General features: G+C 64.3%; 22 protein-coding genes, 1 tRNA gene and 1 pseudogene. 15 read left to right on the top strand and 9 right to left on the bottom strand.

The window, feature by feature from the left end:
- Positions 1-350: 350 nt before the first annotated feature.
- Genes XH93_RS02175 through XH93_RS02160 form a run of 4 tightly spaced genes read left to right on the top strand, consistent with a single transcriptional unit; the run spans position 351 to position 2,924 of the window.
- Positions 351-650: a DUF2282 domain-containing protein gene (locus tag XH93_RS02175; RefSeq protein WP_139479937.1), complete on the top strand. Its 300-nt coding sequence runs from the start codon at positions 351-353 to the stop codon at positions 648-650.
- Between the two features lie 48 nt (positions 651-698).
- Positions 699-1,610, top strand: a complete 912-nt coding sequence (locus tag XH93_RS02170; RefSeq protein ID WP_194472214.1) for a DUF692 domain-containing protein — start codon at positions 699-701, stop codon at positions 1,608-1,610.
- Positions 1,597-2,379 carry a DNA-binding domain-containing protein gene (locus XH93_RS02165; RefSeq protein WP_194472213.1) on the top strand — a complete coding sequence of 261 codons (783 nt, stop codon included), beginning with the start codon at positions 1,597-1,599 and terminating at the stop codon, positions 2,377-2,379. The genes XH93_RS02170 and XH93_RS02165 overlap by 14 nt, the downstream gene beginning before the upstream one ends.
- Complete coding sequence (locus XH93_RS02160; RefSeq protein WP_194474954.1) at positions 2,379-2,924, top strand: DoxX family protein; 546 nt, start codon at positions 2,379-2,381, stop codon at positions 2,922-2,924. The genes XH93_RS02165 and XH93_RS02160 overlap by 1 nt, the downstream gene beginning before the upstream one ends.
- On the opposite strand, the gene XH93_RS02155 is transcribed toward XH93_RS02160, so the two are convergent.
- The 3 genes from XH93_RS02155 to XH93_RS02145 form a co-directional block, all read right to left on the bottom strand.
- Complete coding sequence (locus XH93_RS02155; RefSeq protein ID WP_194475552.1) at positions 2,870-3,088, bottom strand: hypothetical protein; 219 nt, start codon at positions 3,086-3,088, stop codon at positions 2,870-2,872. The two genes, XH93_RS02160 and XH93_RS02155, sit on opposite strands and share 55 nt — an antisense overlap.
- 51 nt (positions 3,089-3,139) lie before the next feature.
- Positions 3,140-4,333 carry a serine hydrolase gene (locus tag XH93_RS02150; protein ID WP_194472212.1) on the bottom strand — a complete coding sequence of 398 codons (1,194 nt, stop codon included), beginning with the start codon at positions 4,331-4,333 and terminating at the stop codon, positions 3,140-3,142.
- Positions 4,334-4,415: 82 nt separating this feature from the next.
- Positions 4,416-6,056 carry an NAD(P)/FAD-dependent oxidoreductase gene (locus XH93_RS02145; RefSeq protein WP_194472211.1) on the bottom strand — a complete coding sequence of 547 codons (1,641 nt, stop codon included), beginning with the start codon at positions 6,054-6,056 and terminating at the stop codon, positions 4,416-4,418.
- Between XH93_RS02145 and XH93_RS02140 the strand changes: the two genes are divergently transcribed.
- Positions 6,012-7,256 (top strand): helix-turn-helix transcriptional regulator, encoded by a 1,245-nt coding sequence (locus XH93_RS02140; protein ID WP_246799459.1) that lies wholly within the window; start codon positions 6,012-6,014, stop codon positions 7,254-7,256. The two genes, XH93_RS02145 and XH93_RS02140, sit on opposite strands and share 45 nt — an antisense overlap.
- 33 nt (positions 7,257-7,289) lie before the next feature.
- Here XH93_RS02140 and XH93_RS02135 read toward each other — a convergent pair whose 3' ends face one another.
- Positions 7,290-8,471 carry an MFS transporter gene (locus tag XH93_RS02135; protein WP_194472210.1) on the bottom strand — a complete coding sequence of 394 codons (1,182 nt, stop codon included), beginning with the start codon at positions 8,469-8,471 and terminating at the stop codon, positions 7,290-7,292.
- A gap of 102 nt (positions 8,472-8,573) precedes the next feature.
- On the opposite strand from XH93_RS02135, the gene XH93_RS02130 reads away from it, so the two are divergent.
- A complete protein-coding gene (locus tag XH93_RS02130) occupies positions 8,574-9,533 on the top strand; it encodes a LysR family transcriptional regulator (RefSeq protein ID WP_194472209.1) in 960 nt (319 codons plus the stop codon).
- An 8-nt stretch (positions 9,534-9,541) separates the two neighbouring features.
- Here the strand turns inward: XH93_RS02130 and XH93_RS02125 are convergent, their stop codons facing one another.
- A complete protein-coding gene (locus XH93_RS02125) occupies positions 9,542-10,291 on the bottom strand; it encodes a class I SAM-dependent methyltransferase (RefSeq protein WP_194472208.1) in 750 nt (249 codons plus the stop codon).
- 202 nt (positions 10,292-10,493) lie between these two features.
- On the opposite strand from XH93_RS02125, the gene XH93_RS02120 reads away from it, so the two are divergent.
- From XH93_RS02120 to XH93_RS02110, 3 genes are all read left to right on the top strand, one after another.
- On the top strand, positions 10,494-11,813 hold the full coding sequence (locus tag XH93_RS02120; RefSeq protein WP_194472207.1) for an Hsp70 family protein: 1,320 nt from the start codon (positions 10,494-10,496) through the stop codon (positions 11,811-11,813).
- A 138-nt stretch (positions 11,814-11,951) separates the two neighbouring features.
- Positions 11,952-13,535: an ABC-F family ATP-binding cassette domain-containing protein gene (locus XH93_RS02115; protein ID WP_194472206.1), complete on the top strand. Its 1,584-nt coding sequence runs from the start codon at positions 11,952-11,954 to the stop codon at positions 13,533-13,535.
- 164 nt (positions 13,536-13,699) lie between these two features.
- Complete coding sequence (locus XH93_RS02110) at positions 13,700-13,927, top strand: hypothetical protein (RefSeq protein WP_194472205.1); 228 nt, start codon at positions 13,700-13,702, stop codon at positions 13,925-13,927.
- Between the two features lie 316 nt (positions 13,928-14,243).
- On the opposite strand, the gene XH93_RS02105 is transcribed toward XH93_RS02110, so the two are convergent.
- A complete protein-coding gene (locus XH93_RS02105) occupies positions 14,244-14,504 on the bottom strand; it encodes a GIY-YIG nuclease family protein (protein ID WP_194472204.1) in 261 nt (86 codons plus the stop codon).
- 183 nt (positions 14,505-14,687) lie between these two features.
- Positions 14,688-14,777 (bottom strand) — tRNA-Ser (locus XH93_RS02100).
- A gap of 214 nt (positions 14,778-14,991) precedes the next feature.
- Here XH93_RS02100 and XH93_RS02095 point away from each other — a divergent pair.
- Complete coding sequence (locus XH93_RS02095; RefSeq protein WP_194472203.1) at positions 14,992-15,858, top strand: alpha/beta fold hydrolase; 867 nt, start codon at positions 14,992-14,994, stop codon at positions 15,856-15,858.
- 210 nt (positions 15,859-16,068) lie between these two features.
- Here the strand turns inward: XH93_RS02095 and XH93_RS02090 are convergent, their stop codons facing one another.
- Positions 16,069-17,238, bottom strand: coding sequence for an ROK family protein (locus tag XH93_RS02090; RefSeq protein ID WP_194472202.1), 1,170 nt, complete (start codon positions 17,236-17,238; stop codon positions 16,069-16,071).
- A 97-nt stretch (positions 17,239-17,335) separates the two neighbouring features.
- Between XH93_RS02090 and XH93_RS02085 the strand changes: the two are divergent.
- The 4 genes and pseudogenes from XH93_RS02085 to XH93_RS02070 all read left to right on the top strand — a co-directional run.
- Positions 17,336-17,491, top strand: a pseudogene (locus XH93_RS02085) (GlxA family transcriptional regulator); the annotation flags it as partial.
- Positions 17,492-17,745: 254 nt separating this feature from the next.
- Positions 17,746-18,126, top strand: a complete 381-nt coding sequence (rplU, locus tag XH93_RS02080) for a 50S ribosomal protein L21 (RefSeq protein ID WP_194472201.1) — start codon at positions 17,746-17,748, stop codon at positions 18,124-18,126.
- 117 nt (positions 18,127-18,243) lie between these two features.
- Positions 18,244-18,513 (top strand): 50S ribosomal protein L27, encoded by a 270-nt coding sequence (gene rpmA, locus XH93_RS02075; RefSeq protein WP_139479951.1) that lies wholly within the window; start codon positions 18,244-18,246, stop codon positions 18,511-18,513.
- Between the two features lie 170 nt (positions 18,514-18,683).
- Complete coding sequence (locus tag XH93_RS02070; RefSeq protein ID WP_194472200.1) at positions 18,684-19,280, top strand: GNAT family N-acetyltransferase; 597 nt, start codon at positions 18,684-18,686, stop codon at positions 19,278-19,280.
- Positions 19,281-19,452: 172 nt separating this feature from the next.
- On the opposite strand, the gene XH93_RS02065 is transcribed toward XH93_RS02070, so the two are convergent.
- Positions 19,453-20,367, bottom strand: a complete 915-nt coding sequence (locus tag XH93_RS02065; RefSeq protein WP_194472199.1) for a DMT family transporter — start codon at positions 20,365-20,367, stop codon at positions 19,453-19,455.
- Between the two features lie 281 nt (positions 20,368-20,648).
- Here XH93_RS02065 and XH93_RS02060 point away from each other — a divergent pair, with 281 nt between their 5' ends.
- Complete coding sequence (locus XH93_RS02060; protein WP_194472198.1) at positions 20,649-21,128, top strand: MaoC family dehydratase; 480 nt, start codon at positions 20,649-20,651, stop codon at positions 21,126-21,128.
- Positions 21,129-21,265 lie beyond the last annotated feature (137 nt).

The raw sequence follows: 21,265 nt of genomic DNA, 5'->3' as shown, positions 1-21,265 counted from the left end.
GAACAGCGTTCATACTGGCTTCCGCCGGTCTATGGCAGGCATTGGTGGCGATACGCCGGCCAGGGGTGGATTGTTACGCGAGGCCAGCTCGCGTCGATCATGCCGCGGGAAGGTCGGCGCCGCCAATGCTCAGCGGGTTTGGTTTCGATAACGAACAGGCATTGGAAAGCAGCGTAAGTTTTCGCCTATCTGCACCCAAGCGCGGCCCCGTGGGGCGATCAGCGCGACATCCGCGACGATCTCACCGATTCGTGAGCGGCCGAAGCCGTAACGGCAGCCGTTGGCGATACGAATGAGATGGCGCGCCCCCATTCGCCGAGGAGGCGAGGTAAACCAAAGTGGAGAAACCCATGAAGACCATTGTCAGCTCGCTCATCCTCGCGAGCGCCGTGACGACAGCGCTCGCGACCGTTGCCGCCGCCAATCCCTTGACCAAGGCGGAAGCCGATGCCGCCGTCGCAGCGCACAAGGAAAAGTGCTTCGGCGTCGCTCTGAAGGGCCAGAATGATTGCGCCGCCGGCCCCGGCACCACCTGCCAAGGTACCTCGACCGTGGACTTCCAGGGCAACGCCTGGAAATTCGTGCAGGGCGGCACCTGCACCAGCATCCAGCTTCCGAACGGCAAGACCGGCTCGCTCAAGCCGGTCTGATCGACCGGGCAGGCGACCATCACGATAGCGGGAAAGCGGAGAGACGACATGAGTGCAGCGGTCTTGTCCGGATTGCATGCAACCGAGGCTCATCGCTTTCCTGTATTTCAGGTACGCGACCTCGCCGGTAGCAGCTTCAAGCATGAGCACCTCCCGGCGATTCTCGACGAAGGAAGGCAGCGCGGCTTCTTCGAAGTCCACGCCGAGAATTACATGGGAGCGGGAGGACCGCCGCATCGTGCGCTGGAGGCCGTGCGCCGCGACCATCCGATATCGCTGCATGGCGTTTGCATGTCGATAGGAGGTCCGGAGCCGCTCGACCGGACTCATCTTGCGCGCTTCCGCGCCCTGGTCGAGCGCTACGAGCCCGCGCTGGTGTCGGAACATCTGGCCTGGTCTACCCACCAGACCACTTACTTCAACGATCTGCTGCCGCTGCCCTACACCGACGCGACGCTCGGCCGGGTCTGCGATCATGTCAGCCAGGTGCAGGATGCCATCCGGCGGCCGCTTCTGCTGGAGAACCCGTCCACCTATTTGTCATTCAGCGAATCGACGATGGCAGAGACGGAGTTCATCCGGCGCATCGCGGAGCATACCGGATGCGGTCTGCTGCTCGATATCAACAACGTCTTCGTCTCCGCGACCAACCACCGATTCTCTGCGCTCGATTATCTTTCAGACTTTCCGCTTGAACGTGTCGGCGAGATTCATCTTGCGGGCCACGCCGAACAGACCGACGACGAGGGCGACCTGCTCCTGATCGACAGTCACGACGGACCGGTGGCCGACCCGGTATGGAAACTGTACGAGCTCATCATCGCACGATGCGGCCCCATCCCGACCCTGATCGAGTGGGACAGCAACATTCCCGATTGGCCCGTTCTGAGGGCCGAAGCGGCCGCCGCGCAAGCGATCCTTGACCGTTACAAGAGGGATGCGCGTGATGCTGCCGCTTGAGCCGGAAATACCGTCCTATGCGGCGTTTGCCGCGGCGCTTGTCGATGCAACGCGCGCGACGCCTCCGATCGTGACCGGCCCTGCCGGCAAGGGCGCGGTGAAGCGCTACAACGTCTATCGCAACAACGTTACGGTCAGTCTCGTCAACGCACTCGCCGCGGTCTATCCGGCCGTCCAACGCATCACCGGCGGCGAGTTCTTTCGCGCCATGGCGCGATTTCACGTCCGCGCCACGCCGCCGACGTCGCGGCTCCTGTTCGAATACGGTCGCGACTTTCCGGCTTTCATCGAGACTTACGAATACGCGCGAGGCCTTCCTTGGCTTGCCGACGTCGCACGGATCGAGCGGGCCTGGCTCGACGCATACCACGCGGCCGACGCCGAACCACTGTCTGCGGCTGCGCTGGCGGCGACACCGCCCGAGCGGCTGGCGCACGCGGTGTTCACCGCGCATCCGGCAACGCGGATCGTGCGCTCCCGTTTCTCGGCCGTGACGATCTTTGCGGCCAACCGGAACGAGGCCCCCGTGGGGCAGATCGATGCCGGTACGCCGGAAGACGCCCTGATCACGCGGCCCGACGCCGAAGTCATCGTACGGCATCTGCCCGAGGGCGGCGCCGTGTTCCTGGAAAGCCTGGTATCGGGCCAATCACTTGGCGAGGCCGCGGCGTTGGCGATGCGCTGTTCGCCGTCCTTCGATCTCGCCGCCGGCATTGCTGGAATGATTCAGGCGGGTGCCTTCACCACTCTCAGTCTCGGAGCAGCATGATGGTCATCGATCGACAGTACGGCGCGAGCGATCGGCTTCCGCTCAGCCTTCTTGCAGATAAGGCCATCCACCTGATCCAGACGGTGGCGCAGCCGTCGCTGGTTCAACTCGTCATGCGCCTGGCCCTGGCCGTGCCGTTCTGGAAATCCGGCATCCTCAAATGGACCGGCTTCGGGAAACTCAGCGACACCGCGGTCACCCTGTTTACCGATGAATTCATGCTGCATCTGCCCGGAGGGCCCTATCACTACCCGGTGCCGACAGTGATGGCCTTCCTGTCCGGAACAGGAGAGATCCTTTTTCCGGTTCTGCTCGTGCTTGGGCTGGGTACCCGCTTCGCGGCGCTCGGGCTGTTGGTCATGACGGTGATTGTTGAACTGACCGTGCCTGATGGCTGGCCGATTCATATTACCTGGGCGGCGATGGCGCTTGGGATCATGGCCTGGGGACCGGGACGCCTCTCACTCGATCATCTGATGCGCGGATACGTTCAGTTACCGAATGACAGGCGGACCGCGGCAAGGGAAACGCGCTTGGGCGAATGACGGCGCGTCGATGCGGCTTCGGCACAGAGCGCGCGGCCGTCGTCGATCAGATCGCAGTTGCCGCCGTAATGCTCGATCGCCGACACGGTGCCGTCGACCCAGCCGCGCCGATAGCTCGGCCCGGCTGAGGGATTGTGGCGGGAGAACATGGTCCCGTTCGACATGGGACCATGTCATCATAATTCGCCTCCGGCAGCACGCCGGAAGTACCGCCCTTACCCCGCCTTGCGCAGCTTCAGCGCATCGTAGAGGGCGGTTTCGAAATTCATGTAGCCGATGAACGATGCCGGATCGCCGAACGGGAGAATCTGGGTGGCCCAGAATCCGCCGAACCCGTTCTGGCGATCGATCCAGTAGAACAGGTTGGCAAGGCCGGCCCAGCCCAGCGCACCGGCCGGGCGGCCGGTCGGAGCCTGCTCGTCATTGATCATGAAGCTGAGCGCCCACGACTTCGACTGGCCGGGGAAGAACTCCGCGTCGTTGGCGAGCGAGGGGATCACGCCGGTGATCGCGGTGACCTTGTTGTTGCCAAGGTGGTTCTTTTCCGCCATCCGCACGGTTTCGGGCCGCAGCACGCGGCCGTTCTCGCCGGCGCCGTCGTTCAGCCACATCCGGATGAAGCGCATGTAGTCGCCGATCGTGCCGTAGAGCCCGTGGCCGCCCATGTGGATTTCGGGATTTGCCGGCAGTTCGAAATCCATCGGCGTCAGCGAGCCGTCGGCGCCGCGGGCATGAATCCCGGCGAGCCTGCGCCGCATCGCATCGGTGAGCTCGAACGTCGTATCCTCGATGCCGAGCGGTTCGAAGATGCGCGTCCTGAACACCTCGCCAAGCCGCTTGCCCGCGATCGCTTCGACGATCTGACCGCACCAATCCATGTTGGTGCCGTATTCCCAGCGCTCGCCCGGATCGAACAGCAGCGGGGTCATCAGCGCGGCCCTGGACGCCGTGATGACGCTCGGCTGTCCCTTCTCCTGCGCGAGCCGATTGTAGGTGTGATTGATGAAGTCGTAGCTCAGGCCGGCGGAGTGGACCATCAGCATGCGGGTGGTGATGTCGCGCTTCGGCGCGCGGAGCCGCGGCTCGCCGTTGTCGTCAAAGCCTTCGATGACCTGGAGCTTGCCGATGTCGGGGGCGTAAGTTTTGGCCGGCGCGTCGAGATCGAGCTTGCCCTCCTCGACGAGTTGCAGCGCGGCCGTCCCGGTGATCGCCTTGGTGGTCGAGAAGATCGCGAACACGCTGTCGGTCGTCATGTCGGCGGGTTGATCGAGGCGGCGCTTGCCGGCGGCGCCTTCATAGATGTTGCGATGGCGGTCGGTCACCATGGCAACGACGCCGGGAACGCGCGGATTGGATGTCACAACGCCGTCGAGAATCGCATCTGCTGCCGCACTGAAATTCGTGCTCATTGTCGTCCTCCCATATTGTTTGTGATGTGATCGATCGTGAGCGGCGCCGCCGGCCGGAAGGCCGCGGCGCCGGACGCAACCGTTACTGCATGGCAAAGCCCTGATAACCGCTCGCAGCAACCTCGTCGCATTTCTGGCGATAGGTGCCGACGCCGCCGCAATAGGACAATACCCGGCGCGGCTTGCCCTCGACATTCGAGCCGAGGTACCAGGAATTGGTCTTCGCGATCAGCGTCGCGTTTGCCGTTTCATCGTGGTGCGCCACCCACTGATCTTCGGCATCCCTGGTCGGCTCGATGACGTTCAGATTCTTGCCGCGCAAATATTTGATGCAATCGTCGATCCACTCGACCTGTTGCTGCAGGCAGGTGGTCATGTTGCAGAGTGCGGCCGAGGGCGCGAGCGGCACCGCAGTGGTGAACAGGTTCGGGTAGCCGTGAACCTGCAGGCCCATCGTGGTGCGGATGTCCCTGCCCCAGTCCTCCTTCAGCGATCGTCCGTCGCGGCCGCGTATATCGATCCGCGTCAACGCTCCCGTTCCGGCGTCGAAGCCGGTCGCCAGAATGACGACGTCGAACTCATGCACCGTGCCATCGGCAGTCTGGATGCCCTCCGGCGTGATGCGGGCGATCGGATTGTTCTTGACGCTGACGATCTCGACATTGGGCCGCAGGAAGGCCTCGAGGAAATTGGATTCGAGCGGCACTCGGTGGGTGCCGAAGCCGTAGTCGGACGGAATCAGCTGCTCGCACAGCTTGGGGTCCTTGAGCCGCTCGCGCATCTTCTCGCGCACGAACTCGGTAATCTCGGCGTTGACGGCTTCGTCGAAGAACAATTCGGCGAAGGATGAGACCCACAGCTTCAGGGACCCGTGGTTCCAGCAGTCTTCGATCACCTGACGTCGCTGCGCGGGCGTCAGGTCGGCCCAGACGTGCTCAAAGTCGAATTCGAATCCGGTAAACGTCTTCGGCAGCCGCTCGGTGAGGGATTTGAACTTCGATTTGTAGGCCTCGATATCCGACACCTCCCATTTCGGGTTCTTCATCGGGATGATGTATTGCGGCGTGCGGACGAACACCTTGAGGTGACCGACCTCGCCGGCGATCGACTGGATCACCTGGATGCCGGTCGCGCCGTTGCCGACCACGCCCACCCGCTTGCCTGCGAATTCGATCGGCCTCTTGGGCCAGCGCGCAGTGTGGAACAGCTCGCCCTTGAACGTCTCCTGTCCCGGGAAGGACACGTGCGGCGCCGAGAGCATACCGCAGCAGGTGACCAGGAACTGGGTGTCGATGACATCGCCCTTGTCCGTCGTCACCAGCCAGCGTTGCGCCGCCTCATCGAAATGCGCGCTCTTGACCGTGGTGCCGAACTGGATGTCCTTCTTGAGGTCGAGGCGGTCGGCGACATAATTCAGCCAGCGCTCGATTTCCGGCTGGGCCGGGAAGCGCTCGCTCCAGCTCCAACCTTTGTAGAGTTCCTCCGAGAACAGGTACTGATAGGTGTGGCCTTCGGAATCGAAGCGCGCCCCGGGATAGCGGTTCCAGTACCAGGTGCCGCCTACGCTTGACCCGGCGTCGATCCCCCTCACACTCAGTCCCTGCTCACGCAGGCGGAATAATTGATAGAGACCGGCGACGCCGGCGCCGACGACCACGGCGTCGAGCTTGGTCGTAGCATGCGCACCATTGCTTCCATTCGACCTTGTGACGGTCTCGGTCATCGTTTCCTCCTGTGTCCTGATTCACACACTCCCATCCGCCGGCGTCGCCGGGCGATGGTGCGTTGCGTCAATTTGGCCCCGGCCGCTGGCGCAGTCGCCGAGACGCTGAGCAGGCTACGGGCCGCTCGACCGAGCGGCTTGGATGAAACTGACAATCTCTGGAACGCGGCCGTGCAATCGAGCCATCGGCCGTTGGTCGGCTTGGCAAACCGCGAAAGCGGCCTATCCTGCGCTCAGACGTCCGGCCAAGAAGAAGCGGTCAACCGCGCCACGGATTCCAGGGAGGAGGCTCGCGCGATGGCCCAATTGATCACGGTCGAGGAGCTGCCGCGCTACGCTCCCGGAGAGATGAAGCTGGACAGCGCCTCAGTCGGGAGGGACGATTTCCGGTTGCGCATCTTTCGCTATGCGCCATCGGATATCTGGGTTCCCCCGTCGGCCAACTTTCTGCTTGTGCTCTATCGCGACGGCGTGACGTCGATGAACCGCCGTGTCACCGGCGCCTGGAAGCAGGATCACGTCGGCCGCGGCGTCACGTCGTTCTTGACCCGCGCGGAGCCGTCAAGCTGGCACTGGAAGAATGACATCGAGGTCACGCATTTCTATATCTCCCCCGCCCTCATGATGAAGACGGCGAGCGATGCCTTCGACCGCGACGCCGAGGCGATCGAGCTTCACGATCTCCTTAAAGCCGAAGATCCGATGCTGACCTGGATCAACGACCAGATGGTTCAGGAGGTTGCCTCAGGAGGTCCGGGCGGACGCCTCTGCTATGACGCGCTGGCGCTGCAGGCGAGCGTGCACATCCTGCGGAAATATGCGGCGATCGAGTTCAAGATGCCCTGCGCGCAAGGACGCTTCCGCCCGGCGCATGCCCGGCTGATCGAGGACTATATCGAGCAGAACATCTTCCGAAACATCACACTCGAGGAGTTGGCGAACATCTGCAATTGCACGCCGGTCCAGTTTGCCCGCAAATTCCGCGTGCATTACGGCATGCGGCCGCACGCCTATGTCCTGCGGCGCAAGGTGGAGCACGCATGCCAGCATCTGCGCAAAGACCGCGTCGCGCTGAAGGAGATCGCGCTGCTGAGCGGCTTCGCAGATCAAAGCCACCTCAACCGCGTCTTCCGGCAGCACATGAACGTGACGCCGGCGGAGTATCGCCGGCAAGTGTGCGAGCACACGGCGCAGGCGTGAGGTGGCCTGCGCCGCCGGCGGCGAGTTTGCCGTTCATTCCGCCGGGCACTGCGCGGCGAGCACGGCCGGCCGGTCGAGCCGCAGGCTCCACAGCGCGAGCAGCAGCCCGACCGCGGTGATGGCGGCCGCGACCAGCGGCAGCGCGCCGAGGCCGAGGCCGTGATCGATGGTGACGCCGCCGGCCCAGGCGCCGAGCGCATTGCCGAGATTGAACGCCGCGATGTTCAGGCTCGAGGCCAGCGTGCGCCCCTCGACGCCGGCGGCCTCGAGCACGCGCAGCTGCAGCGGCGCGACGGTGGCAAAGGCGGCGATGCCGAGGATGAACAGCAGCGCCACGGCGAGCGCCTTGACGGAGACGACGGCTGCGAGCGCGACGAGCACGATCGCGAGGCCGCCGAGCGTCACGAGCAGCGCCCGCGCCAGTCCCTTGTCGGCGAGCCGGCCGCCCGCGACGTTGCCGACCGCAAGGCCAGCGCCGAACACCAGCAGGATCGGCGACACCGCCGCATCGGAGAATCCGGTGAGGCGAGTCAGGATCGGCTGCACATAGGTGAACACTGCGAACAGGCCGCCGAAGCCGAACACCGTCATAGCGAGCCCGAGCAGCACCTGCGGCCGGCCCAGCACGGCCAGTTCCTCGCGCAGCGGCGCAGGCTTGTCCTTGGCGCCGACATGGCCGGGGACCAGTACGGCCAGCACGACGAAGGCGACCACGCCGATCGCCGCCACCGCCCAGAACGCGGCGCGCCAGCCGAGCATCAGGCCGAACCAGGCGCCGAAGGGCACGCCGAGCAAGGTCGCGACCGTCAGCCCGATGAACATGGTGGCGATGGCGGAGGCGCGCTTGTCCTCGGCGACGAGGCTGGTCGCCACCACGGAGCCGACACCGAAGAAGGTGCCGTGCGCCAGCGAGGTCAGGATGCGCGCCGCCATCAGCAGCGAATAGCTCGGCGCCAGCGCGCAGGCCGCGTTGCCGAGCGTGAAGATCGCCATCAGTGCCAGCAGCACGGCCTTGCGCGGCATTTTGCGGGTCGCCAGCGTCAGGATCGGCGCGCCGACGAACACGCCGAGGGCATAGCCGGAAATCAGGAGGCCCGCCGCGGAGACCGAGACCTGCATGTCGGCGGCGACCTGCAGCAGCAGCCCCATGATGAGGAATTCGGTGGTGCCAATGCCGAAGGCACCGGCGGTGAGGGCTAGAACAGCAGCAGGCATGGGTCGCTCCGGATCGAATGGGATTCCGCGATCCGAGATAGCGAAGCGCTCGCCTGAGGATTAGGATGGCCGAAATCCAATCATTTATGACGTGAATTCAACATGGCCCGATCCGACACCAACCGCTCCGGCGAGATGGAGGTCTTCGTCCGCGTCGTCGATCTCGGCGGCTTCACCGCCGCGGCGAAGAATCTCGGCCTCACGCCCTCGGGCGTCAGCAAGCTGGTTTCGCGGCTCGAAGCCCGGCTCGGCACAAGGCTGGTCAACCGCACCACGCGCCGGCTGCTGCTCACCGCGGAAGGCAAGGCCTTCTACGAGCGCGCGCAAACCATTCTCGCCGATATCGAGGAGGCCGAACGGCTGGCAGGCTCCGGTGCCGCGCCGCGCGGCCATCTCACCGTCAATTGCAACATCCCGTTCGGCATGCTGCATGTGATGCCGCTGCTGCCGCGCTTCATGAGCGAGCATCCGGACGTCACGCTCGACCTCGTGCTGACCGACACGCTGGTCGACCTGATGCAGGAGCGCGCCGATGTCGCGATCCGCGCCGGCCCGCTCGGCGCTTCGCGGCTGATCGCGCGCAAGCTCGGCACCAGCCGCATGGCCGTGGTCGCCGCGCCGTCCTATCTCGCCCGCTACGGCGCGCCGAAGACGCCGGCGGATCTCGCCGCGCATCGCGGCATCGGCTGGACCTTTCCGCGCAGCATCCGCGGCTGGCCGTTCCGCCGCGCCGAGAAGATCGAGGAGGCGCTGCCGCCGCCGGTCGCCCGCGCCAGCGACGGCGAGGTCGCGCGCCGGCTCACGCTCGGCGGCATTGGCCTGGCGCGGCTCGCGCTGTTCCACATCGGCCCCGATATCGATGCCGGGCGCCTCGTGCCGGTGCTGCAGAATCTCAATCCCGGCGATCGTGAGGATATCCACGCGGTCTATGTCGGCCATGCCGGGCCGCTGCCGGCACGGGTGCGCGCCTTCATCGATTTCCTGGCAAAACACATCCGGATCGGCGACCCGGCGCTGCGCCGTGGCGCGGACGGGAAATGGAAGATCGTGCCGGGGAAGTAAGAGCGCGATCAGACCCGCTTCAGCAGATACAGCCGCGTGACATAGGGAAACACCACCTCGTCGGCGTCGCCGAGCCCGGCCTCGCGCAGGATATCGTCGGTCTTCTTGCGGAGGATCGCCTTTTCGTCGTCGGGAAGATTGGCGACATAGCTCGTCGACACCACGCGCTCGAACACGCCCTGGCGCGACATGCGATGCGGATGGTCCTGCACGATCTCCTTGTCGAGCGCGAAGCGCGGATCCTGCAAGATCCAGCGCCACCGCCCGGATTGATGGCGAGGCGTATCGCCGGCGTATTTCTCGATCATCACGGACAGCGCCTTGACCCACGGCGTGCCGTCGTCCCTGACATTCCAGACCAGCCCCAGCGTTCCGCCTTGCCGCAGCAGGCGCGCGATCTCGGCGACCGACGGCTCATTGTCGAACCAGTGAAACGCCTGGGCGCAGGTGACGAGATCGACGCTGCCGGTCTCGAGGGTGATCGCATCGGCGCGCGTGTTGATGACCTCGACCTTGCCTTCGCTCGCCAGCTTCGCCGACATCTCCGCAACGGGTTCGACCGCGACCAGGCGGGCTCCCGCGCCGAGATGCGCAAGCAGCAGGCGGGTGAACTTGCCGGTTCCGGCGCCGAGATCGACGACGCAACGTGCGCCTTGCAGCGGCAGCGCGGCGACGATCTCGGCCGGATAGCTGGGCCGGCCCGCCTCATAGGCATTGACCGCGACGCGATAATTTTTGGCTGTTGGGTTCAAGGTCATTCAGCTTCTCCTGCGCGCCGCACTCGTATAGCCCGGCGGATGGCAGAGCGCAGCAGACGCGCAACGCTGAAAGCGCCGGATCAATTCAAAATTCGCTGATCTTGCTTCACCATCGCGTCACAGGCATCGCGCCGCAGGGGTTGGCAAGCGCGGCCAAAGCCGCTAAAGGTCCGCCCCCTTCACATCAGCATCCGAGCATGACATGTCGAGCGCCCCGCCCGCCGTCTCGATTGGCGTCGATTTCGGCACCAGCAACACCGTGGTTGCCTTGTCCGACGGCGATGGCCGCGTCGAGGCGATCAGATTCGATCACGGCGGCCGCACCCATAGCGTCTATGTGTCGGCGCTGTGCTTCTGGGAGGACCGACCGGGAAGCGGCCTGCATCCGCGCGCCGAGGGCGGCCCGTGGGCGATCGAGCAGTTCCTCGAGGGCCGCACCATCCATCGCTTCATCCAGTCGTTCAAGACGTTTGCGGCGAGCTCGGCGTTCAACACCACGCAGATTTTCCGCCAGCGCTACAGGTTCGAGGATCTGCTCGCGGCCTTTCTGCGCACGCTGACGCGCCATGCCGGCGACGGCTTCGATCTCGGCGCGCCGACCATCATGGTCGGTCGTCCCGTGCGCTTCGCCGGCGGCAATCCCAACGACGAGCTCGCGATGCAGCGCTACCGCGCCGCGTTCGAGCGGTTAGGCGCCGGTCACGCCCGCTATGTCTACGAGCCGGTGGGCGCCGCATTCTCCTTCGCGCGCAGCCTCGACCACGACGCCACCGTGCTGGTCGCCGATTTCGGCGGCGGCACCAGCGACTTCTCGGTGATGCGGTTCTCGCGCAAGGGTGGCGTGCTGCGCGCCGAGCCGCTGGGCCACGCCGGCATCGGCATCGCCGGCGACACCTTTGACTATCGCATCGTCGACCACATCGTCTCGCCGCGGCTCGGCAAGGGCACGAGCTACCGTTCCTTCGACAAGGTGCTGCCGATCCCCAATCACTATTATTCGAGCCTCGCCCGCTGGCATCAGCTGGCGATGATGCGGGGCAATGGCGATCTGCGCGAGTTGCAGCAGCTCGCGCGCACCGCGCTCGATCCCGCGCCGCTGCAGGATTTCATCACCATCGTCGACCACGATCTCGGCTTTGCGCTCTATCGCGCAGTGTCCGACACCAAGGTCGCGCTGTCGAGCCGCGACAGCGTCGAGTTCCACTTCGCGCGCGAAGGCATCGACATCGGCGCCACCGTCACCCGCGACGATTTCGAGAGCTGGATCGCCGACGACATCGAGCGCCTGGGCGCGACCGTCGACGAGGCGCTGGCGAAGGCCGGCATCACCGCTCGCGACGTCGAAAAAGTGTTCTTGACCGGCGGCACCTCATTCGTGCCGGCCGTGCAGCGCCTGTTCGCCGAACGCTTCGGCGCGGCGCGGCTGACATCGGCGGATCAATTCGAGTCCATCGCCTATGGGCTCGCGCTGATCGGGCACACACAGGATCCCGACCGCTGGACCGTCGCCGCGGCGGCGTGATCTGCCGCTTCGGCCTTGATCCCGCATCGAGGCGCGACTACATCACTTGCGTTCATCAATCCGAGAGGATGCCGACGGCCATGGATTTTATCCGGACAGCAAAGCCCTTCAGCGTTGCCCACCGGGATATCCATTGCCATGCCTGCATCGATCACGCTCTCGAATCTGGCTCTGTCCGCGCCTGACGGCCGGGTTCTCCTTTCCAACATCGACCTCAGTTTCGGACCCGAACGGACCGGCCTTGTCGGCAGGAACGGCGTCGGGAAAACGACGCTGCTCGCCCTGATCGCAGGTCAACACACGCCGCAATCGGGCACGGTCTCGGTCCAGGGACGCGTCGGGATGCTGCATCAGGCGGTCCAGACCAGGCCGGACCAATGCGTCGTCGATCTGTTCGGCGCACGCCAGGCGCTTGCCGCGCTGCGGCTCGCCGAACAGGGCCTTGCGACCGCCGAGGAGCTTGCGGATGTCGACTGGACGCTCGATGTCCGCATCGCCTCCGCACTCGACCGCGTCGGATTGAACGCTGATCTCGAAGCGCCGCTGGCGACACTGTCCGGGGGACAGACCACCCGGGTGCGGCTCGCCGCGCTGACCTTTGCGCAGCCGGACTTTCTGCTGCTCGATGAGCCCACCAACAATCTCGACCGCGACGGACGAGGGGCGGTGATCGATCTGCTCGCCAATTGGCGCCATGGCGCCATCGTCGTCAGCCACGACCGCGAGCTGCTCGAGACCATGGATGCGATCGTCGAACTGACCTCGCTGGAAGCCAGACGCTACGGCGGCAATTGGAGCGAATACCGCGCGCGCAAGGCCATCGAGCTTGCGGCCGCAAGGCACGACCTCGCGGATGCCGAGAAGCGCGTGGATGACATCGGTCGCAAGGCGCGGGAAACCACCGAGCGGAAAGCACGCAAGGATGGCGCGGGCACGAAGAAGCGCGCCAAGGGCGACATGCCACGTATCGCGGCCGGGCTGCGCAAGGATCGCAGCGAAGATACCGGCGGCGAGAACGCACGCCTTGCCGAGCGCAGGCGGACGCAGGCGCTCGAATTCGCGGTCGCGGCGCGGCAGCGCATCGAGGTCCTGCAGCCGTTCTCGGTCCAACTGCCATCCACTCGCCTGCCGGCGGGGCGGACGGTGCTGCGGATCGAAGCCGCCGATGCCGGCTACACAACCGAAGCACCGATCCTGCGTGGCGTCACCTTCTCCATGTCAGGTCCGGAACGTGTCGCGATCACAGGTCCCAACGGCGCGGGCAAGACGACATTGCTCAGGCTCATCAGTGGCGATTTGCCGCCATTGCGCGGCACAGTCGAGGTGATGACCCGCTTCGCCATGTTCGATCAGGCGGTCAGCCTGCTCGATGCGTCCGCCTCCATCCTGGACAATTTCCGGCGCATCAATTCGCATGCAAACGAGAATACCTGTCGCGCAGCACTGGCGCGATTCATGTTCCGGGCCGACGCCGCGCTGCAGACCGTCTCCTGCCTCAGCGGCGGCCAGTTGCTTCGCGCCGGCCTTGCCTGCGTTCTGGGCGGCGCAACGCCGCCGCCTCTGCTGATCCTCGACGAGCCGACTAACCATCTGGACATCGATTCCATGGAGGCGGTCGAGGCCGGACTGCGCGCCTATGACGGGGCGCTGCTGGTCGTGAGTCACGACGAAACCTTCCTCGAGGCGATCGCGATCACCCGCAGGTTCGATCTCGCGTCGTAGAGGTGATGCGGAATTGTCTTCACGCAATTCAATGTTCGAACGACGAAGGTTGGTCAGCAAAGGAACAGCCGAGCACGCGTCGCCTTGGGGCAGGTTGTAAGGCGCGGTGCTCGGCTGCCAGGCCGCGCGGCGGTGCGGCCATCCCCGCAAGCTTCGCTCACCCCATGAGCGAGGCCGTCGGAGCTAGATTTCGCCTGCTGTTAAATGCGCGCCGTCGAATGGAGTGCGTTTCTCCGAAGGGCAAATGCGACGAAGCCAGCCAGCAACAAAAGGCCGCCACCGACCGCGATCAAGAAATGCGCGAACGTCATTTGGAACATCCCAATTGTGAAGTTTCGTGCGGCGCGATCTGCGCCGCAGCCTGGCAATCAAAAATGCACTTCAGGAATTGATTTGCCCCGCCGGCCGCCGCCGGCAGCCCGAAAGGTGGCTGGCACTGCGCTCTGCCCACCCTTCGATTTCAGAGAGGTCGTCAAGCCACTCGGCTTTTGCCTCCCAACAGGCGGTTCGTCACACCGCTGAACTGTCACCACGATAATCGATAAAACTTTATCGACAATCGAAACGGCAAATTAAGGTTACCGGCGGCGCCGATGCGATTGATCCGCCAGATTCAGACGACGTTGCTCAGGCTCATCACCGGCGATCTGCGACCATCGCGCGGCACGGTCGAGGTGATGACCCGGTCCACCATGTTCGATCAGGCGGTCAGCCTGTCGATGTGTCCGCCTTCCGCAGAAAGCGCTTGTTGGCAAACGCCTTTCCAGAGCCCGATTTGAAGTACCGCTCTAGTGCGCGAGCCGTCTGTTCATCTGCCACGGCGACATAGGAACGAAGGACGACCGGCAAGAGGCCGCGCGTGGAGATGACATGCCCTTGCTGGTGCGACGCGATTCTGCGGCGAAGATCGTTGGTCGAGCCGACGTAGACGTCGCCATTGCTCAGTTCCAGAAAATAAACGTACCACAAAGCAATGCCTCCAACGATTCAACGTGGAGGCTCAAAGATACAACCCTCGGATGTCAAACGGAACTCCGCAGGGCAGCTCCTGCATCGTCGACAGTCTCCCTACGCTTCTTCAAAGCTTCGGGAGACACCCTTCGCCCTGATTGAGAGGGTGGCCTGCCACCCGAAGCCCGGCAGGGCGAAGGGTGGCGGAGAGGGAGGGATTCGAACCCCCGATAGGCTTGCACCTATGCCGCATTTCGAGTGCGGTGCATTCAACCACTCTGCCACCTCTCCAGTGGACCAGGTGATTTGCACCACCCGCGGTCGGGGCGTGTTCTAGGCGAGGATGGCGGGCCAGACAAGGCGCTGCAATAATATTTCCGTCACGGCGCCGGCGAACGGCACAGCTATCGCGGCGGCCGAAGAAAGTGCGTGGAAACAAAGCTCTAGCGGCACGGCTCCGGTCGGACCGGCCGGCGCCGGGCCAGCCTGAACAGGGAGCGGAGAGATGGAGCATCTGACGATTCGGGCCAATGGCGCCGCGTTCCATGTCGCAAGGATCGGGAGCGGCAGGCCGCTGCTGCTGTTGCACGGCTGGCCGGAATTCTGGCTGACCTGGCAGCCGGTGATGACGCGGCTGGCCGACCGTTACACGCTGATTGCGCCCGACCTGCGCGGCTTCGGCGACAGCGACAAGCCCGGCGCACCGGCCTACGGCCCGGACCAACATGCCGACGACATGCTGGCGCTGCTGGATGCGCTCGGCATCGAGGCGGCCGGCGTGGTCGGCCACGACGTCGGCGGCGCGGTGATGCAGCCACTGGCGCGAAGAGCGCCGGAGCGCATCGCCGGGCTGTTCTTGTTCGATTTCGTTTATCCCGGCATCGGCCCGCGGATGGCGGCGCCCGACCGGCTGAACCACATCTGGTACCAGTCGTTCCACCAGATGGAGATGGCGCCCGCGCTGGTCGGCGCGACGCGCGAGAGCTGCCGGACCTATATCGGGCACTTCCTGCGCAACTGGTCGCACCGCAAGGCCGCGTTCGACGACGTGCTGGAGGATTTTGCCGACAATTTCTTCAAGCCCGGCAATCTCGCCGGCGGCTTTGCGCATTACCGGGCGGCGCATGCCGCGCGCGTCAGGATGATGCAGGGTGAAGCCCCCGCGCTGCCGCCGATCACGGTGCCGGCCTGCGTCCGCTGGGCGGAGCACGATCCGCTGTTTCCCTTTGCCTGGACCGACCGGCTGGGCGAGACCTTCTCCAATCTTGATCTCAAGATGTTCGGCGACGTCGGGCATTTCCCGCATCGCGAGGATCCCGACCGTGCGGCCTCCGAGATCGCCGGGTTCTTCGGGCGGATCAACTGGAGATAGAGAAGAGTGGGACCGCCAGGACGCGACAAAAAACTGGCGGCCCCGTGCCGCTTCTCAATATTGCTGGCCGGGAAGTGCGGCTTCGCCGGTCGGCGGGAGCGACAGGGCTCACGGTAGCAAGCAGCATCGAAACAGCAACGCGAAGCCGATCTTAACCTAACCCGTCAACCTTACCGGGCCGCGCCCCGCCGGTGCAGCTAACGGCACAACTCAGGCATCGGCCTTCTTGGCCTTTTTCTCGCTCTTGTCGTTTTCGTCGCCGTTCTTGGCCTTCCTGTCGCCCTTACCATTTTCCTTCTTGCCGTTTTCCTTCTTGCCGTTCTCTTTCCTGCGATTGGTGTAACGCGCGTTGCCGAGCCCGGTGCCGATCGTCAGCACGCCCCAGCGCTCGACATCCTGCATGAACGGAACCTCGGCGAGCCCCTGCGCGACACCGTCATTGTGCATCACGATCGCGGTGTCATGATCGCCGATCTGCGGGATCGCCTCGACCAGGCTCGCCGGCAGGTTGAACTTGCTGCTTTGCCAGTTGCCCGGCAGGTTCTGCGCGCCCTTCTCGATCGAGCCGTCCTCGTTGATGACGCCGGGACAGGAGATGCCGATGAACGGCGCGAGCTTGAGGTCCTCCGCTTCGGCGGCGGCAATCAGATCCTTGAGCATCTTCACCAGCCGCTTCACGGCGCCTTCGCGCGTCGGCTCGTCATCGGCATGCCGCCACAGTTCCGATTTCCACACCGACGCCTTGGACAGATCGGGCGCCTTCTTCCAGCGCGTCTCCACGACGCCGCAGCGGATATTGGTGCCGCCGATATCGACCGCGAGAACGCCATCGTGGGCCTCGAAGATCCATGATGGCGCCAGATGCAGCGTTCCGATCAGGCCGGCTTCGTCGGGATGAAATCGAATCGGCACGATGTCGCCCTTGAAGCCTTCGGACTTCAGGATGATCTCGGTGCGCGCGATGGCGAGTTCGCCGAGCCGGCTTTCGCGAAAGCCACCGCCGACCACGATGCGTTCGGTCCTGGCCCAGGCCTTGGTCTTCAGGAAGCGGCGCGTCACATAGGCAAGCTCCTGCGCGAACTCCTCGATCGCGCTGTGCACGACCGCCGAGGCCTCGGTGTCGTCGCCGACCAGCATCTCATCCAGTTTCTTCTTGCTGATCTTGTCCGATGGCTCGTCGCCGAACGGGTCCTCGCCCGACTTGCGCAGCGGCTTGCGCCAGCGGTCCAGGATCTTGCGGAACGCGCCCTTGGAGGCACGGTCGCCGAGGAAGCCGTCCTCGTCCTTCAGCTCGATGTTGAAACCGTCGATGTCGACCGACGGCAGCCGCGCGGCACCGTGGTGCGCGATGCCAGTGGTCAGTCCGGTCTCTTCCGCCATTCGCCCTTGCCCGGTTGAGGTCCGGGTCACTAACGGCGGGGAACCCAAATGGTTGCGCCCCGCGAGCAGCGCTTTGGCCGGCGCGGGACGCCATTTTCTGATCGGCGACGGCCGCCATTCGATGGACGAGATTGCGAGCGAGACAGGCTTTGCCGACCGTGAGCCGATGCGGCGGGCGTTTCTGCGCGTGCTGGGCCAGCCGCCGCAGACCATCCGCCGGCACGCCAGGGCAGCTGCCCAGGCGACCGCTTGAGGCGATCCAGGGCTAAAATCGCGCCAAACCATTCATTTTTGGCCGGTTTTTGCCCCGCTTTACCTTGACTCTCCGCGGTTTGCGGCTATAAGTCCGCTCCATCCGGCGCGAGGATTTCTCGCGCCGCTTGTTTTTGCGCGAACCGTTTTGGGAATTCGTTCCCTTCGTGCGAAAATCTGAACCCATAGCGACTGAACAAAAAGCCGACCCGGGCGATCGTCCGAGGCCGGAATCGAACACGAAGGAATCAAACGATGTTCGCAGTCATCAAAACCGGCGGCCGGCAGTACCGTGTCGTTCCGAATGATGTACTCGAGATTGGCAAGATCGCCGGCGATGTCGGCACGATCGTGCAGCTAGGCGAAGTTCTGGTGCTCGGCGGTGACACGTCGGTGCTGGGAACGCCCACCGTCGCAGGCGCGTCCGTTGCAGCCGAAGTGCTGCAGCACAAGCGCGGCGCCAAGGTGATCGCGTTCAAGAAGCGTCGCCGCAAGAATTCACGCCGCAAGCGCGGTTATCGCGACGAGCTCACGGTGCTTCGCATCACCGAGATCCTCGCCGATAACGCCAAGCCGACCATCGGCCCGCGGCCGAAGAAGGAAAAGGTCGCTGCTCCCGCCGAGGCCGCCGAGTAAAGCCGGCGCTGCAAGCGAGAAGTGATCGTCGCGCTGCAAGAGTTGAAGCGTGACAAAACGTGAAATGATTCCGTCAAGGAATTGATCTAGAGATCAAAGCGAAGTCGGAGACGAGCCATGGCTCACAAAAAGGCAGGCGGTTCATCGCGCAACGGACGTGATTCCAAGGGCAAGCGCCTTGGCATCAAGGCGTTCGGCGGCGAGCTCGTAATCCCTGGAAACATCATCGCGCGTCAGCGCGGCACCACCTGGCATCCCGGCCTTAATGTCGGCATGGGCACCGACCATACTCTCTTCGCGAAAGTCGAGGGTCATGTCGAGTTCCGTGCCAAGGCCAATGGCCGCACATTCGTATCGGTTATTCCGGTGGCGGAGGCGGCCGAGTAGACGGTGGACACACATGAGTCCGCCGGGTCCTGTTGAACCGGCGGAGTCGCAAAGGGCTCCAAGGGGAGGCGGGATTACCGGCCTCCCCTTTTTGTTGCGCGTGTTCCTGAAGGGCCACGCGTGACGTTCCAAGCGTTGCGTATCATTTATTCGCATCACAGGAGCTCGACATGTTGCAGGACATCCCGACGCCGACCTTGCGCGAAGCAAGAGCTTGCGTCCTCGAGACCGAACGGCTGACCTTGCGCAAGCCGACGCTCGCGGACGTAAAAGCAATTGCACGCCTCGCCAATGATCGCCGCATCGCGGAGAACACCCGCCGCCTGCCGCATCCCTATACCCAGGACGACGCCATCGATTTCGTGCGTGCCGTGGCCGATGGCGGCCGCGAAACCGTTTTCCTGATCGAGAACAATCACACGCCGATCGGCATGGTCGGCCTCGACTGGCGCGAGGAGAATGCAGCTGAGCTCGGTTACTGGCTCGGCGTCGACTATTGGGGCCAGGGCTTCGGCACGGAGGCCGCGCGCGCGGTGATCGATTACTTCTTCGAGGAGTTCGACCTCGACCAGCTGATCTCGGGCGCCCGCGTCGTCAACCCGTCGTCGCGCAACATCCTCGAGAAGTGCGGCTTCCAGTGGAGCGGCGTCGAGCTGCACCGCTTCGAGGCGCTGGGCTCGTCGAGCCCGGTCGACTGCTTCCGCCTGTCGCGCAGCGTCTGGGCCTCGCTGAAGAGCTGGAACAATTCGATCCGGCGGAAGGGTTGATCTTCACCCTCCCCTGGAGGGGGAGGGTCGACGCGAATGAAATGAGCGGCGGGGTGGGGTGGCGGTCTCTCCACGTCCAACAGTGCCCGTGTTGAGAGATCACCCCACCCCGTCTCGCACCTCGCTTCGCTCAGTTGCGAGTCGACCCTCCCCCTCCAGGGGAGGGTAAGAATTACGCCGGTGGATTCACTGCGGGATCCTCGCGGCCGAGCTGTTGCTCGCGGACGAAAATGTAGAGCCCGGCCGCGATGATGATCGCGGCGCCGACGATGGTGGCCCAGGACGGCACGTCGCCGAACACCACAAAGCCAAAGATCACGGCCCAGACGATCATCGAATATTGGTAGGGCACCACGACGCTGGCCGGCGCCAGCTTCAGCGAGCGGTTGACGCATAATAACGCGGCGACCGAGACGAGGCCGGCGGCAAAGAACAGCATCAGGCTGCCGGCAGACGGCGTCACCCAGCCGATCGGCGAGAGCACGGCGCCCAGCAGGAACGTGCCGCCGAACTGCGAGGTCGCGAGCACGATGTCGGGCGTCGAGCGCAGCGAGCGGGTGACCAGCATCAACACGGCAAACGACAGGCTGCCGCCAAGTGCGATCATCGCCGGCCAGCTGATCGTCTGCGCCGACGGCCTGAGCGCGATCAGCACGCCGCAAAAGCCGACCAGAATTGCGGTCCAGCGCCGCCAGCCGATGTGCTCGCCGAGCACGAGGCCCGACATTGCCGTAACGAAGATCGGTCCGGCCAAATAGTAGGTGATGACGTCGGCGAGCGGCAGATAGATGGTCGCGAGGAAGAACGCCGCGACCTCCAATGTCGACAGCGTGACCCGCAGCAATTGCAGCCACGGCCGTTCCAGATGCAGAAAATCCGCGCGTTGCTTCCACACCATCGGCAGCAATACCAGCAGCGCCGCGCAGGCGCGCAGCCACAACAGCTGTCCGACCGAATAGGTGGCGACGAGGAATTTGCCCATCGCATCGCCGAACGAGAACATGAAGATCGACAGCAGCATCAACCCGATGCCGGCGAGCCGCGCCGATCGATCGTCATAGGTGGACAGCTTTGCGAACAGGCTCATGAATGGATTTGCGCGTTTGCGTCGTTCTTGGTTGCGGCCGGGCGGGTCCCGGGTCGTCCGGTTTTAAAGACGTGGGCGGGTAGGACAAGCCCGCCGATGACGAATTGAACGGATTGCCGCACCTCGACCGCTGCGCTACCTCTAAAGCGCGATGAGATTGGGTTGAATCGTCATCGCGCTTTAGCTCTTTGTTTGAGCATGATCTTTTCGGAAAACCGCTTCACACTTTTCCGGATCATGCTCGAGCGCAACCAGTGACAAAAACGCGCAGGAAATGCCGCTTGACCGAGTTCGACCCCACGCAGCACCGCATGGTCCCCGCGCAGCGCTGGTTCGAGGATTTCGTGCTCGGCGAGCGCTTTGTCATTCCGAGCCGCACCCAGACCTCGGCGGTGTTTGCGGCGTTCCAGACCGCGAGCGGCGACACCCATCCGATCCATTACGACGTCGAATATTGCCGCGCCCGCGGCATGCCCGATCTGCTCGCGCATGGCTTCCAGACCCTGGTGCACACCGCGCCCGGCGCCGGGCTGTTCCCTTATGTCGTCGAGGAATCGCTGATCGGCTTCCTCGAGCAGTCCAGCAAGTTCCTGAAACCGGTCTATGCTGGCGACACCATCTACCCCGCGCTGGAGGCGATCGAGCTCGCCCCGGGCCGCTCCACCGGCGTGGTGACGCTGCGCTCCACCGTGCACAATCAGCGCCGCGAGCTGGTGCTGGAGGGCATGCAGAAATTCCTGTTGCGGCGGCGGCCGACCTAGCCCCGAGGGCCGCAAAAAGGCCCGAAAATTAAGGCTTTTCACTCATGTAAGGGCGTTTCCGGGTTGCCGCAGCGGCCCCCCTGCCCTAACTAGAGCCCTATCGGTTCTGACAAGATCAGAACCGATATGCTCTCGCT

Source organism: Bradyrhizobium sp. CCBAU 51753 (assembly GCF_015291565.1).
Classification (GTDB): domain Bacteria; phylum Pseudomonadota; class Alphaproteobacteria; order Rhizobiales; family Xanthobacteraceae; genus Bradyrhizobium; species Bradyrhizobium ivorense.
The sequence above is the reverse complement of the archived record's forward strand: the minus strand, read 5'-3'. Positions and strand labels throughout refer to the sequence as shown.

Bases quoted from the DNA above. Each gene is read 5' to 3' on its own strand.
- XH93_RS02175 (WP_139479937.1), top strand. From the start codon at position 351: ATGAAGACCATTGTCAGCTCGCTCATCCTCGCGAGCGCCGTGACGACA.
- XH93_RS02170 (WP_194472214.1), top strand. From the start codon at position 699: ATGAGTGCAGCGGTCTTGTCCGGATTGCATGCAACCGAGGCTCATCGC.
- XH93_RS02165 (WP_194472213.1), top strand. From the start codon at position 1,597: ATGCTGCCGCTTGAGCCGGAAATACCGTCCTATGCGGCGTTTGCCGCG.
- XH93_RS02160 (WP_194474954.1), top strand. From the start codon at position 2,379: ATGGTCATCGATCGACAGTACGGCGCGAGCGATCGGCTTCCGCTCAGC.
- XH93_RS02155 (WP_194475552.1), bottom strand. From the start codon at position 3,088: ATGTCGAACGGGACCATGTTCTCCCGCCACAATCCCTCAGCCGGGCCG.
- XH93_RS02150 (WP_194472212.1), bottom strand. From the start codon at position 4,333: ATGAGCACGAATTTCAGTGCGGCAGCAGATGCGATTCTCGACGGCGTT.
- XH93_RS02140 (WP_246799459.1), top strand. From the start codon at position 6,012: ATGCGCACCATTGCTTCCATTCGACCTTGTGACGGTCTCGGTCATCGT.
- XH93_RS02145 (WP_194472211.1), bottom strand. From the start codon at position 6,056: ATGACCGAGACCGTCACAAGGTCGAATGGAAGCAATGGTGCGCATGCT.
- XH93_RS02135 (WP_194472210.1), bottom strand. From the start codon at position 8,471: ATGCCTGCTGCTGTTCTAGCCCTCACCGCCGGTGCCTTCGGCATTGGC.
- XH93_RS02130 (WP_194472209.1), top strand. From the start codon at position 8,574: ATGGCCCGATCCGACACCAACCGCTCCGGCGAGATGGAGGTCTTCGTC.
- XH93_RS02125 (WP_194472208.1), bottom strand. From the start codon at position 10,291: ATGACCTTGAACCCAACAGCCAAAAATTATCGCGTCGCGGTCAATGCC.
- XH93_RS02120 (WP_194472207.1), top strand. From the start codon at position 10,494: ATGTCGAGCGCCCCGCCCGCCGTCTCGATTGGCGTCGATTTCGGCACC.
- XH93_RS02115 (WP_194472206.1), top strand. From the start codon at position 11,952: ATGCCTGCATCGATCACGCTCTCGAATCTGGCTCTGTCCGCGCCTGAC.
- XH93_RS02110 (WP_194472205.1), top strand. From the start codon at position 13,700: ATGAGCGAGGCCGTCGGAGCTAGATTTCGCCTGCTGTTAAATGCGCGC.
- XH93_RS02095 (WP_194472203.1), top strand. From the start codon at position 14,992: ATGGAGCATCTGACGATTCGGGCCAATGGCGCCGCGTTCCATGTCGCA.
- XH93_RS02090 (WP_194472202.1), bottom strand. From the start codon at position 17,238: ATGGCGGAAGAGACCGGACTGACCACTGGCATCGCGCACCACGGTGCC.
- rplU (WP_194472201.1), top strand. From the start codon at position 17,746: ATGTTCGCAGTCATCAAAACCGGCGGCCGGCAGTACCGTGTCGTTCCG.
- rpmA (WP_139479951.1), top strand. From the start codon at position 18,244: ATGGCTCACAAAAAGGCAGGCGGTTCATCGCGCAACGGACGTGATTCC.
- XH93_RS02070 (WP_194472200.1), top strand. From the start codon at position 18,684: ATGTTGCAGGACATCCCGACGCCGACCTTGCGCGAAGCAAGAGCTTGC.
- XH93_RS02065 (WP_194472199.1), bottom strand. From the start codon at position 20,367: ATGAGCCTGTTCGCAAAGCTGTCCACCTATGACGATCGATCGGCGCGG.